We start from the raw sequence: 15,647 nt of genomic DNA, 5'->3' as shown, positions 1-15,647 counted from the left end.
TCTGATTGCGTCGTCGTATCGTTTTTTACACCTATTAAATATCAGGCTGCTCGGTCGCTTGAATCGGAGTTTTGTTATGGGTACTAGCATCACGCCCATTACGTATGCATTAACCACTGCTCAAACGGAGATCTGGCTCGCGCAGCAACTGTATCCAGACAGTCCGGTCTACAACATTGCGCAGTACACGGTGATCGATGGCACGATTGACACGGTCGTTTTTGAAGCGGCATTACGTCAAGTCATCGATGAGGCCGACACCCTGCGCTTGCAATTTGTCGATAGCGATGACGGGCTGCGGCAGAGGATCGGTACACCCGCATGGTCAATGCCGGTGCGGGATCTGACGGCACAAGCCGATCCTGAGGCAGCGGCCCAGGCGTGGATGCAAGCCGATTATCAGCAATCGGTCAATCTGATGCAGGGGCCGCTTTTTTGCTATGCGTTGCTGAAAGTGGCACCCGAGCAGTGGATTTGGTATCAGCGCTATCACCATATCATGACGGATGGATATGGTCAGTACCTGATCGCACAACGCGTTGCACACGTGTATAGCGCGCTGTGCGCGGGAACGGCGCTGGCGGCATGTGATTTTGGCTCGATCCGACAGCTATTGGAAAGCGAAGCGCAATATCAGACATCTGCCCAACGGGCACAAGACGAAGCGTATTGGCTTAAGCACTGCGCCCATTGGCCTGAGCCGGCGACGCTGGCAAGCCGCGCAGCCCCTGCTTTCCAGCAGCGGCTGCGTCAGACGACTGACCTGGCCATTCAATGGGTAGACGACTATGTGCTGGATGCGGGACGGCTGGCGCAGTTTCTGAGCGCCGCGCTCGCTGCGTATCTGCATCGCATGACTGGCGCGCAGGACGTGGTGGTCGGTTTTCCAGTGACTGCCCGCTTGGGGGCAGACGGGCACATTCCTGGCATGGTCGCCAATACGGTTCCGTTGCGGTTCAGATTCGAGCCGGAGGTCAACTTATTGTCGCTGATGCGGCAGGCGGCGAAGGAAATCCAAAGCGCACTGCAATATCAACGCTACCCGAGCGAAGCGCTGCAGCGTCAACTTGGGCTGGCGCCCGGGCAGTCACTATTGGGCATCAAGGTCAACGTGATGCCGTTTGACTACGCGCTGTCGTTTGGCGGGCATTCATCGACGAGCCATAATCTGCTCGCGGGTCCGGTTGAAGATCTAATGCTCGGTGTTTATTGGACATCCAATAGCCGTCAATTACGGATCGACTTTGATGCCAATCCGGCTTGCTACACCGCGGAGATGCTCGACACGCATCAGCGCCGGTTTATCCGGTTCATGCAAGTGCTCGCTGCCGATGCCACACAACCGATTAGCGGCATCGATCTGCTCGACGCTGACGAGCGGCATCGGCTGCTGGTCGAGTGGAATGCGACAAAACAAGACTATCCATCGCACTTATGCATCCACCAGTTGTTCGAAGCACGGGTTGAGCGCACGCCCGAAGCGCCGGCGCTGGTGTATGAAGACCAAACGTTCAGTTATGCGCAGCTCAATGCCCGGGCCAATCGTCTCGCGCACCAGCTGATCGAGTTAGGTGTCAAGCCGGACGCGCGCGTGGTGATCTGTATGCAGCGCAGTCCCGCACTGGTCGTCGGGCTACTGGCGATTTTAAAGGCCGGCGGCGCCTATGTGCCGCTCGATCCGAACTACCCGAGTGAGCGCTTGGCGCATATTCTGGCCGATGCGGCCCCGAACATTGTGCTGACCGATGCGGCCGGGCGCACTGCGTTGGGCGAGGCGGCGCTGGCCGAGTGCACGGTGCTCGATCCGACCATATTGCCGGCGTTGCCGGACACGAATCCGTTGGTCGCCGCGCTGACGGCCCGGCATCTGGCGTATGTGATCTATACATCCGGCTCGACCGGTATGCCCAAGGGTGTAATGGTCGAACACCGCGGGTTGAGCAATTATTTGAGTTGGGCTATGCGGGCGTATGCTCCTAAAGAAGGCGCGGTGGTATTTTCCTCACTCTCTTTTGATGCAACGGTTACCAGCTTATGGACACCGCTACTATACGGTAGCACGGTGAAATTATTGAGTGCCGTTAACGAAATCGAGGCATTGGAGGCGTATGTACGCCAGGCGCAGAGTGAAGGGTTGGTGAAGATCACGCCGGTTCATCTAGACATACTGGGCCAGCGGTTACAACAGGAAGGAATTAGAACGCGGGTGGCTGCGTTTGTGATTGGAGGAGAAGCGCTGAATGCTTCGACCGTGGCGATGTGGCAACGCATACAGCCGGGTGTACGGCTGATTAACGAATATGGACCTACAGAGACGGTAGTGGGATGCGCTGTGTATGAGGCAAGTACGCCGCTGCCACAATCTGGTTCGGTGCCGATCGGAAGGCCGATTGCCAACACGCGCATTTATCTGCTCGATGCGCACGACCAGCCGGTGCCACTCGGTGCGGTCGGGGAGTTATATATTGGTGGGGCCGGGGTCACACGCGGCTATCTGAACCGCCCGGCGCTGACCGCTGAGCGCTTTGTGCCGGATCCGTTCTCAGAGGAAGCGGATGCACGGCTGTATAAGACCGGGGATGTGGCGCGTTATTTACCGGACGGCAATCTGGAGTATTTGGGGCGCAACGATGAGCAAGTGAAGATCCGCGGCTTTCGCATTGAACCGGGGGAGATCGAAGCGTGCTTAACGGCGCACCCGCAGGTGCGCGATGCGGTGGTAGTCGCGTGCGGTGAGGGCTCGGCGAAGCGGCTCGTGGCGTATGTGCAGGCCGAAGCGGATGAGCAACTGGCGAGCACGCTGCGCGCACAGCTGGCAGCGAGCCTGCCCGAGTATATGGTGCCCAGTGCATTTGTGCGGCTCGATGCGTGGCCGCTGACGCCGAACGGCAAGCTCGATCGGCGCGCACTGCCCGCACCGGATGACGCGGCGCTGGCGCATCAAGCGTATGAAGCGTATGAAGCGCCGCAAGGCGAGCTCGAGACGACGCTCGCGATGATCTGGGCCGAGCTATTGGATGTGAAGCAGGTCGGTCGGCACGACAGCTTCTTTGCGCTCGGGGGGCATTCACTGCTCGCGGTGCGGTTGTTGAACCGGGTGAGAATACTGGGCGCTGATGTGCCGCTGGCGACCTTGTTCGAGACGCCAACGTTGACCGCGTTTGCCGCGGCGCTCGAAGCCCACTTGCAGCAAGGCACCGATGCGCTGCCCGAGATCACGCCGGTGCCGCGCGAAGGCAGTTTGCCGCTGTCGTTCGCCCAGCAACGGTTGTGGTTTCTCGCGCAACTCGATGGGGGCAGTGAGTCATATCACGTTCCGCTGGCGCTGCATGTGCGCGGGTCGCTTGATCGGGTCGCATGGCAACAGGCATTGGATGCGCTGTTAGCGCGTCATGAAGCGCTGCGCTCGACGTTTGTGAGCGTCGAGGGTCAACCGCAGGTACGGCTGCTGCCGGCAGACAGGGGTGTGCCGCTGCGCTGGCATGATCTGCGCGGTGTGCCGGACGCGCAGGCGCAACTAGCACGCTTAAGTCACGAAGCCACGCACGCGCCGTTTGTTTTGGCGTGCGGCCCGTTGATCCATGCGTGCGGCATTCAAGTGGCCGATGACGAACACGTGATGTTACTCGTGCAGCACCATATTGTGTCGGATGGCTGGTCAATCGGGGTGCTCGCGCGCGAGTTAAGTGCACTTTACGCCACGAGCGTCGGCGTGCAAGCCGATCCGCTGCCGCCGCTGACGGTTCAGTATCCGGACTATGCGGCATGGCAGCGACAGTGGCTCACGGGCGAGCGGCTGCAGACGCAAAGCGACTATTGGCGCGCCACACTCACGGACGCACCCGTGCTGCTGGAGCTACCGACCGATCGGCCGCGCCCGGCGCAACAGTCGTTTGCCGGCGCACAGGTGCCGGTGCGTATTGATGTATCGACCACGCAAGCGCTCAAGCGCTTAAGCGCGGAGCATGGCACGACGCTATTTATGACGGTGCTTGCCGCATGGAGCGCGGTACTCGCGCGCCTGTCGGGCCAGGATGATGTGGTCATCGGCACACCCAGCGCTAATCGCAACCACCGCCAGATCGAGCCGTTGATTGGTTTTTTTGTCAATACGCTGGCGTTGCGCGTGGATTTGTCGGGCGAACTCGATACTGCCCAGCTGCTCGCGCGCGTGCGGCGCACGACGCTGGACGCACAAGCACACCAGGATCTGCCGTTTGAGCAAGTGGTGGAGATCGTGCAGCCGCCGCGTCGGCTCGACCATACGCCGCTGTTTCAAGTGATGTTGGCGTGGCAGAACAATGCGCCAGGCGAGTGGTGCCTACCTGGGCTCACGGCCACGCCGGCTGAGCTGGAGCATGACGTCGTGAAGTTCGATCTCGAGCTGAACTTATCTGAGGCAGGCGAGGAGATCATCGGCAGTTTAGGGTATGCGACGTCGCTGTTCGAGCGATCCACGATCGAGCGGCATGTCGGGTATCTACAGACGATGTTGCGCGCCATGGTGGCTCATCCGCAGCAGCCAGTCGCAACGCTTGAGTTGCTGTCACCGGTTGAACGTCAGTTGCTGCTTGGCATGTGGAACGCGACGCAGCAGGCCTATCCGAAACATCGGTGCGTACACCAGCTATTCGAGGCGCAGGTCGAGCGTACCCCTGAGGCGACGGCGCTGGTCTATGAAGACCAGACGTTGAGCTACGCGCAACTGAATGCGCGGGCCAATCGCCTCGCGCATCAGTTGATCGAACTGGGTGTCAAGCCGGATATGCGGGTGGCGATCTGTTTGCAGCGTTCACCGGCGCTGGTCGTCGGGCTACTGGCGATTTTGAAAGCGGGCGGCGCTTATGTGCCGCTCGATCCGAGCTATCCGGGTGAGCGCTTGATGCACATTCTCGTCGATGCGGCACCGAGCATTGTGCTGGCGGATGCGGCCGGGCGTGCTGCGTTGGGCGAGGCGGCGCTCGCCGAGTGCACGGTGCTCGATCCGGCCACCGTGCCAGCATTGCCGGACACCAATCCATCGGTAGCCGAGTTGAAGACCCGGCATCTGGCGTATGTGATTTATACGTCGGGCTCGACCGGCATCCCAAAAGGCGTGATGGTGCCACATCATGCGATTGCGCGGCTGGTTATCAACAATGGCTATGTTGACATTCGCGCCGGTGATCGTGTGGCATTCGCAGCGAACCCGGCTTTCGACGCGAGCACGTTTGAAGTGTGGGCACCGCTGTTAAATGGCGCCACCGTTGTCCTATTCGATCGGGACGCGGTGCTGAATCCCCAACCTCTAGAGGAGACACTGACACGATACAGGGTGACCACACTTTTTCTGACAACGGTGTTATTCAATCAGCTGGTTCCTTTGATGGCCCCGGCTTTGGCACGATTGAAATATTTGCTCTGTGGTGGAGAACAAGAGAACCCTGAGCGCTTTGCGCAGCTGCTAAAGCATGACGGGCCGAAGCATTTGATCCACTGCTACGGGCCGACCGAAAATACGACTTTTTCAACGACTTATGAGGTCACTGAGCTTGGCGATCGATCCGAACGTTTACCAATTGGCCGACCCATTGCCAACACGCGCGTTTATCTGCTCGATGCGCATGGGCAGCCGGTGCCACTGGGTGCGGTTGGCGAGCTGTATCTTGGTGGTGCGGGGGTCGCGCGCGGTTATTTGAACCGCCCGGAGTTGACCGCCGAGCGTTTTGTGCCGGATCCGTTCTCCGATGAAGCGGGTGCGCGGCTGTATAAGACTGGTGACCTGGCGCGTTATTTACCGGACGGCAATCTGGAGTTTGTGGGGCGCAACGATGACCAAGTGAAGATTCGCGGCTTTCGGATTGAACCGGGCGAGATCGAAGCGTGCTTAACGGCGCACCCGCAGGTGCGCGACGCGGTGGTGCTGGCCCTGGGCGAAGGCAATGATAAGCGGCTGATCGCGTATGTGGTGGCTGAGGCGGATGCAGCGTTGGCTAGCACACTGCGCATGCACGTGGCCGCGGCGCTGCCCGAGTATATGGTGCCCAGCGCGTTTGTGCGGCTCGATGCGTGGCCGCTGACGCCCAACGGCAAGCTCGATCGGCGTGCGCTACCCGCACCGGATGATGATGCGCTGGCGCATCAGGCATACGAGGCGCCGCAAGGCGAGCTCGAGACGACGCTGGCTGAGATCTGGGCCAAGCTATTGGGTGTCGAACGTGTAGGTCGGCACGACAGCTTCTTTGCGCTCGGGGGCCACTCGCTGCTCGCGGTGCGGTTGATGAACCAGATCAGAGGGCTGGGTGCCGACGTGCCGCTGGCGACCTTGTTCGCCAAGCCAACGTTGGCGGCGTTTGCCGCGGCGCTCGAAGCCCGCTTGCAACAAGGCACCGATGCGCTGCCCGAGATCACGCCGGTGTCGCGCGAAAGCAGTTTGCCGCTGTCGTTCGCCCAGCAGCGGCTGTGGTTTCTCGCGCAGCTCGATGGGGCCAGTGAGTCGTATCATATTCCGCTAGCGCTGCATGTGCGCGGGTCGCTTGATCGGGCTGCATGGCAACAGGCATTGGATGCGCTCCTTGCGCGCCACGAAGCGCTGCGCTCGACGTTTGTGAGCGTCGAGGGTCAGCCGCAGGTGCAGCTGCTGCCGGCCGACACGGGCGTGCCGCTGCGCTGGCATGATCTGCGTGGGGTGCCCGATGCGCAGGCGCAACTGGCACGCTTGCGTCACGAAGCGGCGCACGCGCCGTTCGATCTGGCGCAGGGCCCGTTGATCCACGCGTGCGGCATTCAAGTGGCCGATGACGAACACGTGGTGCTACTCACCCAGCACCATATTGTGTCCGATGGCTGGTCGATCGGGGTGATGGTGCGCGAGTTGAGTACAATGTACGCGGCGAGCGTCGGGGCGCAAGCCGATCCCTTGCCGCCGCTGGCGGTTCAGTATCCGGACTATGCGGCCTGGCAACGACAGTGGCTCACGGGCGAGCGACTGCAGGCGCAAAGCGACTACTGGCGCGCGACGCTGGCCGATGCGCCGGTGCTGCTGGAACTCCCGACGGACCGGCCGCGCCCGGCGCAACAGTCGTTTGCCGGTGCACAGGTGCCGGTGCGTATTGATGCAGCCACGACGCAAGCGCTCAAGCGCTTAAGCGCGGAGCATGGCACGACGCTATTTATGACGGTGCTTGCCGCGTGGAGCGCGGTGCTCGCGCGCCTGTCGGGCCAGGATGATTTGGTCATTGGCACGCCCAGTGCCAATCGGGGGCATGCTGCAATCGAGCCGTTGCTTGGCTTTTTTGTCAATACGCTGGCGTTGCGTGTCGACTTATCTGACGAGCCCAATACAAGCGAACTGCTTAAGCGCGTGCGGCGCACGACGCTGGACGCGCAGGCGCATCAAGATCTGCCGTTTGAGCAAGTGGTCGAGATCGTGCAGCCGCCGCGCCGGCTCGACCATACGCCGCTGTTTCAAGTGATGTTCGCGTGGCAGAGTAATGAGACAGGGCAGTGGCGCCTACCCGGGCTAGATGTCAAGCCTGGCGAGCTTAATTACGACATGGTCAGGTTTGACCTGGAAATGCATCTGTATGAAGCAGGTGAGCAGATCATCGGGTCGTTGCACTACGCGAGTGCATTGTTTGACCCTGCGACGGTCGAGCGGTACGTTGAGTATCTGACGACGATGTTGCAGGCGATGGCGGCCTGCCCACAGCAACCGGTGGCAACGCTTCAAATGCTGGGTCCGGATGAGCGTCAGTTGTTGCTGCAGACATGGAACGCGACGGCGGTTCCCTACCCAGGCCACCAGTGCGTTCATCAGTTGTTCGAGGCGCAGGTAGAGCGCAGCCCGGAAGCTACTGCGCTGGTGTATGAAGAGCGGGAACTGAGCTATGCGCAATTGAACGCACGGGCTAACCGCCTCGCGCATCGGCTCATTGAATTGGGCGTCAAGCCGGATGCCCGAGTGGCAATCTGCGTCGAGCGCTCGCCGGCAATGGTCGTGGGACTATTGGCGATCATGAAGGCGGGCGGCGCTTGTGTGCCACTTGATCCCGCGTATCCGTCCGAGCGCCTTGCACATATTCTGCATGAGGCGGCGCCAATGATCGTACTCGCTGATGCAACGGGTAGGGCCACGTTGGGGGAAGCGGCGCTAGCGTGCCGAATCGTACTTGAGCCCGATGTACCGCTCGATCAAGCCACACCCAACCCACGGGTAGCCGAACTGACTCCTCGTCATCTTGCCTATGTCATCTACACGTCTGGGTCCACCGGCACGCCGAAGGGCGTGATGATCGAGCATGTGCAAATTGCACGCTTATTTGAGGTTACAAAGCCTAACGGGACCCTCAACGAAGATCAGGCGCTGATCCACCAACCACGAGGTTATAGCCTGACGTCTGCCGATCGCGTTCTTCAAAAAGCATCCTTTAACTTCGATGTATCAATTTGGGAGCTTTTTTGGACGTTGCTCAATGGCGCGACCCTTGTGGTAGCAGACGCCGACGTTCATAAAGATCCTGTTGCCTTGAGGGAACTCATTGTCCGGGAGCGCATCACGACGGTTCACTTTGTACCCTCCATGCTCAGCATTTTCTTGGATACGGAAGGTGTTCAGCGCTGCACATCGGTAAAGCATTTGATTTGCGGTGGCGAAGCACTGCCCGGTGCGACTGTCCAGCAGTGTCAAACGCTGCTGCCTGACGCGCAAGTTCATAACTTGTATGGTCCCGCTGAAAATCCCATTGGTACAACGTTTTGGACCTGTTCAGTGGCCTGTACAGAGGACAATATTCCGATTGGGCGGCCCATCGCGAACACCCAAGTCTACTTGCTTGATGCATACGGCCAGCCGCTACCGCTCGGTGCGGCCGGCGAGCTGTATATCAGTGGTGACGGTGTGGCGCGCGGCTATTTGAACCGTCCTGATCTGACCGCTGAGCGTTTTGTGCCCGATCCGTTCTCCGATGACGCGGGTGCACGGCTGTATAAGAGCGGGGATGTGGCGCGTTACCGACCGGACGGCAATCTGGAGTTTTTGGGGCGCAATGATGAGCAAGTCAAGATCCGCGGCTTTCGGATTGAACCAGGGGAGATCGAAGCATGCTTAACGGCGCACCCGCAGGTGCGTGATGCGGTGGTGTTGGCGTTGGGCGAAGGGCAGAACAAGCGTCTGGTCGCGTATGTGGTGGCCGATCCCGATGACGCGCTAGCGAGCACACTACGCGCGCAGGTGGCGGCGAGGCTGCCCGAATATATGGTGCCCAGCGCTTTTGTGCGGCTCGATGCGTGGCCGCTGACACCGAACGGCAAGCTGGATCGGCGTGCGCTGCCCGCACCGGATGACGCGGCGCTCGCGCATCAAGCGTATGAAGCGCCGCAAGGCGAGCTCGAGACGACGCTCGCGACGATTTGGTCGGAGCTATTGGGAGTCAAGCAGGTCGGTCGGCACGACAGCTTCTTTGCGCTTGGGGGCCACTCGCTGCTGGCGGTGCGGTTGATAAACCGGGTGAGAATGCTGGGCGCCGACGTGCCGCTGGCGACCTTGTTCGCGACGCCCACGTTGGCCGCGTTTGCCGCGGCGCTCGACGCCCACTGGCAACAAGGCCCCGATGCGCTGCCCGAGATTACGCCGGTGTCGCGCGAAGGCAGTTTGCCATTATCGTTCGCCCAGCAGCGGCTGTGGTTCCTCGCCCAGCTCGATGGGGTCAGTGAGTCGTATCATATGCCGCTGGCGCTGCATGTGCGCGGGCCGCTTGATCGGGCCGCATGGCAACAGGCATTGGATGCGCTGTTGGCGCGTCATGAAGCGCTGCGCTCGACGTTTGTGAGCGTTGAGGGTCAGCCGCAGGTGCGGCTGCTGCCGGCGGACGCGGGCGTGCCGCTGCGCTGGCATGATCTGCGTGGGATGCTCGATGCCGACGTGCAGCTGTCGCGGTTAAGTCATGAAGCGGCGCATGCGCCGTTTGATCTGGCGCGCGGCCCGTTGATACGCGCATGCGGCATTCAAGTGGCCGATGACGAACACGTGGTATTGCTTACGCAACACCATATTGTGTCGGACGGCTGGTCGCTTGGCGTGCTCACGCGCGAGCTGAGTGCACTCTACGCAGCGAACGTTGGGGCGCAAGCCGATCCGCTGCCAGCGTTGACGATCCAGTATCCGGACTATGCGGCGTGGCAGCGGCAGTGGCTTACGGGTGAGCGACTGCAGGTGCAAAGCGACTACTGGCGTACGACGCTGGCCGACACACCGGTGCTGCTTGAGCTACCGACCAACCGGCCGCGCCCGGCGCAACAGTCATTTGCCGGTGCACACGTGCCGGTGCGCATTGACGCATCGACCACGCAAGCGCTCAAGCGCTTAGGCGCTGAGCATGGCACGACGCTATTTATGACGGTGCTCGCGGCATGGAGTGCAGTACTCGCGCGCTTGTCAGGTCAGCAGAATTTGGTCATTGGCACGCCCAGTGCCAATCGGGGGCATGCTGCAATCGAGCCGTTGATCGGCTTTTTTGTCAATACGCTAGCGTTGCGTGTCGACTTATCTGGCGAGCCCAATACGAACGAGCTGCTTAAGCGCGTGCGGCGCACGACGCTGGACGCGCAGGCGCATCAAGATCTGCCGTTCGAGCAAGTGGTCGAGATCGTGCAGCCGCCGCGCCGGCTCGACCATACGCCGCTGTTTCAAGTGATGTTCGCGTGGCAGAGCAATGAAACCGGACAGTGGCGCCTACCCGGGCTAGATGTCAAGCCTGGCGAGCTTGACTACAACATGGTCAGGTTTGACCTTGAGTTGCATCTATATGAGGCGGGCGAGGAGATTGTTGGGGCATTGTGCTATGCGAGCGCGCTATTTGACCCCGCGACGATCGAGCGATACGTTGGGTATCTGACAACGATGTTGCAAGCGATGGTGGCCAACCCACAGCAACCGGTGGCAACACTTCAGGTACTGGGAGCGGATGAGCGTCAGTTGCTGCTGCAGACATGGAACGCGACGGCGGCTCCCTACCCCACTCACCAGTGCATTCACCAGTTGTTCGAGGCGCAGGTGGAGCGCAGCCCCAATGCCACGGCACTGGTGTATGAAGCGCAGACACTGAGCTATGCGCAATTGAATGCCCGGGCCAACTGCCTCGCGCATCGGCTCATTGAATTGGGCGCCAAGCCGGATGCCCGGGTGGCGATCTGCGTCGAACGCTCACCGGCGATGGTCGTAGGACTATTAGCGATTCTGAAGGCCGGCGGTGCTTGCGTGCCGCTCGATCCCGCGTATCCATCCGAACGCCTCGCGCATATTCTGAATGATGCGGCGCCAACGATCGTCCTAGCTGATGCAACGGGCAGGTCCACGTTGGGGGAAGGGGCGCTTGCGTGCCAAACGGTACTTGAGCTCGATGCACCGCTCGATCAAGCTGCACCCAACCCACGGGTAGCCGAACTGGCTTCTCGCCATCTTGCCTATGTCATCTACACGTCTGGCTCCACCGGCACGCCGAAGGGCGTGATGATCGAACATGGTCAAATTGCCCGCTTAGTCGAGGTTATCAAGTCTGACGGGACCTTCAATGAAGATCAGGCGCTGATCGACCGGCAACGAGGTTATCGTCTGGCGCCTGCCGATCGCGTGCTCCAGAAAACACCCTTTAACTTTGATATCTCAATTTGGGAGCTTTTTTGGACGTTGCTCAATGGCGCAACCCTTGTTGTTGCAGACGCCGGCGCTCATAAAGATCCGGTTGCCTTGAAGGATCTCATTGTCCAGGAGCGTATCACGACGGTTTACTTTGTGCCGTCCATGCTTAGCATTTTCTTGGATACGGAAGGGGTTCAGCGCTGCACATCGGTGAAGCATGTAATTTGCAGTGGTGAAGCGCTACCCGGTGCAACTGCCCAGCGGTGTCAAACGCTGCTGCCTGACGCGCAAGTTCACAACTTGTATGGCCCCACTGAAAATGCCATTGGTACAACGTTTTGGACCTGTCCCGTGGCCTGTACAGAGGGCACTATTTCGATTGGGCGGCCGCTCACGAACACGCAGGTCTACTTGCTGGATGCATGCGGCCAGCCAGTGCCACTGGGGGCGGTCGGTGAACTGTACATCGGTGGCGCCGGGGTGGCACGCGGCTATTGGAACCGCCCGGCGCTGACCGCTGAACGCTTTGTGCCGGATCCGTTCTCCGAGGACGCGGGTGCACGGCTGTATAAGACCGGGGATGTGGCGCGTTACCGACCAGACGGCAATCTGGAGTATTTGGGGCGCAACGATGACCAAGTGAAGATTCGCGGCTTGCGGATTGAACCGGGTGAAATCGCAGCGTGCTTAACGGCGCACCCGCAGGTGCGTGATGCGGTGGTGGTAGCAACAGGTGAGGGCTCGGCTAAGCGGCTTGTTGCGTATGTGCAGGCCGAAGCGGACGAGCAATTGGCGAGCACGCTGCGCGCACAGGTGGCGGCAAGCCTGCCCGAGTATATGGTGCCCAGCGCTTTTGTGCGACTCGACGCGTGGCCGCTGACACCGAACGGCAAGCTGGACCGGCGCGCACTGCCGGTACCCAGCACTGACGCGTTCGCGCATAAGGCGTATGAGGCACCGCAGGGCGAGTGCGAGACCAAACTGGCTGCAATCTGGACCAAGCTGTTGGGTGTCGAGCGCATTGGCCGACATGATAACTTCTTCGATTTGGGCGGTCATTCTTTGGCGGCGATGAAGTTGATTTTCCAGATACAAAAAATCTTCAATGTACAGCTATCTGTGCAGGTTTTATTTGACACACGCAGTGTTGCAAAGCTTGCTGAACGCATCAAATCAAGTGCGCATGCTCAGACTCCAGCGGAGAAGCCTATTGAGATACCGCATCTGATGAAGGTTGACGCTATACTTGCTCCGGAAATAAGGCGGCAAATCCCAACGAGCAACATCTCCCGCACGTGGAAACAAGTATTGCTGACCGGCTCAACAGGTTTTGTAGGTCGTTATTTATTACTGGAACTTTTGCAGCAAACTGCTGCGCATATCATTTGCTTAATAAAATCTGAAGATAAAGATCAAGCTATGCGCCGAATCGTGTCCGTATTGCACGAAATTGGGCACTACGACATAGACTTGCGCCGTATCTCGGTACTCTGTGGTGATTTGGACCAGGTCAATTTGGGACTAACGCAGGTACAACTCACCCAATTAGCAAACGAGCTCGATGCGATTGTGCATAATGGCGCAATAGTTAACCATTTTTTCTCTTATCGTGAATTACGCCAAGCCAACGTACTTGCGACCAACGCGCTGATTCGTATCGCAGCTACAGGAAAGGAAAAGAGCCTGCACTACATTTCCACATTGGCTGTAGCTCCATGGAAAGGCTCGGGACTGTTTACAGAGGACGGCGAGATATCGGATGTTCCTGTTCCAAACGGCTATGTTCAAAGCAAGTGGGTTGCAGAGAAGCTGGTTGGTGCAGCAGCAAAACAAGGCATTCCATGCGGCATTTATCGTCTCGGCCAGATAACGGCTGACTCCGTGACAGGGTACTGCAACATTAAAGACCGTATTTATCGCACGATTCGCGCCATTGCGGCGCTAGGTCTCGTATCTGATGCGACGGAGACTTATCCACAAACACCTGTGGATTATGCTGCACGCGCTATTGTTAAGCTGGCGGTGCATCAAGCGGAACAGTACCAGATTGCCCATATCAAGGGGCATCAGTTAATTGATCTGGATGAATTTGTTGCACAGATGCGTGACTATGGAATTAATATTGATGAAAATAAATTAACTTGGCAGGAGTGGACGCGCTCGCTAAATTCCGCTGCCAAGAAAACCTTGGATGACAATCTGATTGCTCTATCTTCTATATTTGACACAACTTTATTGCCCGATTCGTTGGAGCACAAAAATGGTTTAGCAGATGAATCCATAATATGGTGTGCCAAAAAGACCAATAAAAGGCTTTCTGAGCTGGACTTTTGTTACCCAACTTTAGGGCCGGATTATGTTAAATCGATTATTCGTTTCATTTTAAGTCAAGAATCTGGCCGTCGCTGCTGGAGCGACAGCGCAACGAAGCGCTGAGTACGTCGTCGGCCCTTCAAAATTTGGATGAGAAGTTCGGTGCGAAGGAAGTGAAACAGGACAGGTAGTGGTGCAGCGCCAAAGCGAGCGCAGCCACCCAAGCACAAAAAAGGCGGGCTGGATGCCCAATCGGGTAATGGCGCGCAGCAGCCAGCGCAGGTTATAGCCTGTCGAGCACAGCACGGCATGTACCGCATCACCGGTGACGCCTTTGAGCCAGTAGCGCCGCATTCCATGATCCTGTTTGACATGCCCGATGATCGGCTCGATGGCTTGACGCCGCTTCAAACGACGCTGTTGTGCCGGGGTCAGCCTGTTGAGTTTTCCGCGATGTATCAACTGTACGGGCGCAACCTGAGCATCCACACCACGAAAGCCCAGATCGGTCAGCACAGTCTTCACACGTGGGGCACCGGCCAGATCCTGTATCAGGATCGAGGTTTGTTCGAGCTGTTCGGCCAAAATGTGGCCGTCGTAGGGGTTGCCAGCGAATGCTCGCGTACCGACAATGAGCCCTTGTTTGTGCGTGATAGCCAGGCTCACCTTGACGCCGAACTCGTACGGTTGGCAGGCCTTACCTTTGCCGATGCATGCAACTTCCGGCGCGTGTAGTGCATACAGTTTGTCTTTGTCCTTGGGACGCTGTCGGCAAATGCGCCAGGCTCGTTGCAGCCACCTGTGCAATGGCGCTTGTCGCTCGTGCGAGATCTCGCCTAGCTTGCGTTCGATCTCGCGCAGCACTCGGCCCAACACGGTACGCTGGCGCTTGAGCACACGGCGCAGACGCTTAAACTGCTTGGCATGCGCGTAGCCACCGGCGCGTCGGCGTAGTCGTTTGCCTTCGCGCTCGTAGGTTTGCTTGAGCGCCAAGCCCGCGTGCTGGGCCAAGCGCACCAGCTTGCTACGCGCCACCTCCAGCAGCCGGCTGTCAGTCGGATAAGCCATCGCTTTCTCTTGGACGGTAGTATCCACAATCACGCTTTCAAATTCGGCTGGCTTGAGCGCCTTCATCTGTGCGGCAGCGGTAAGGGTCGCGGCCAGCAATTCTTCGACGCCGGCTTCGCCCAAGGCTTGCCGAAAACGCACTAAATGGGTCGGATCACACGGCAGGCGTGGTTGAAAGTACTGCTCACCGCAGAAGAACTGAAAGTACACGTCCTGTGCCCAGCGCTCGCACACCGACTCATCACTTTCGTTGTAGGCATGCTTCAGATAGAGCAGCCCCACCATCAATCGCATTGACAGTCGAGGACGCCCGGCTACGCTCACACCGGCGCCAGCGAGCTTCGGCGCCATCCCGAACAGATCGGGCACGGTGCTGCTTAGAGCTTCGCGCGTGCGCCGCTCAAACAGCGGGGCGAGCGTCGCTTCAATCGTGCGCCATGGCATACGCGTGGCTAGCACCGCAAGCGGGTGCCGCAGATCAATCATCGCATCCAGGCGGCTACGAAAAAAATCCGGTGCCCCACAAGAACTTGTCTGGCTCGTGCTCATCGGTGGTGTTTAAAACTCCCAGAAATTGCCCCTATTGGATTATCTTTCTGGGAGTGGCGCAACCCCTCGATCGACTTCTGCGTCTGACCATAACAGCATC

2 protein-coding genes are annotated in these 15,647 nt (G+C 59.1%); one reads left to right on the top strand and one right to left on the bottom strand.

The features are described 5' to 3' along the window. The first annotated feature begins 76 nt into the window (after positions 1–76). Positions 77–14,053: a non-ribosomal peptide synthetase gene (locus RA167_RS13225; protein WP_083706117.1), complete on the top strand. Its 13,977-nt coding sequence runs from the start codon at positions 77–79 to the stop codon at positions 14,051–14,053. Here RA167_RS13225 and RA167_RS13220 read toward each other — a convergent pair. Further along, the gene (locus RA167_RS13220) at positions 14,000–15,547 is read right to left on the bottom strand and encodes an IS5 family transposase (protein WP_139337180.1); all 1,548 of its coding nucleotides are present in this window, start codon (positions 15,545–15,547) and stop codon (positions 14,000–14,002) included. The genes RA167_RS13225 and RA167_RS13220 overlap by 54 nt on opposite strands. Positions 15,548–15,647 lie beyond the last annotated feature (100 nt).

Source organism: Mycetohabitans endofungorum (assembly GCF_037477895.1).
Taxonomy (GTDB): domain Bacteria; phylum Pseudomonadota; class Gammaproteobacteria; order Burkholderiales; family Burkholderiaceae; genus Mycetohabitans.
The sequence above is the reverse complement of the archived record's forward strand: the minus strand, read 5'-3'. Positions and strand labels throughout refer to the sequence as shown.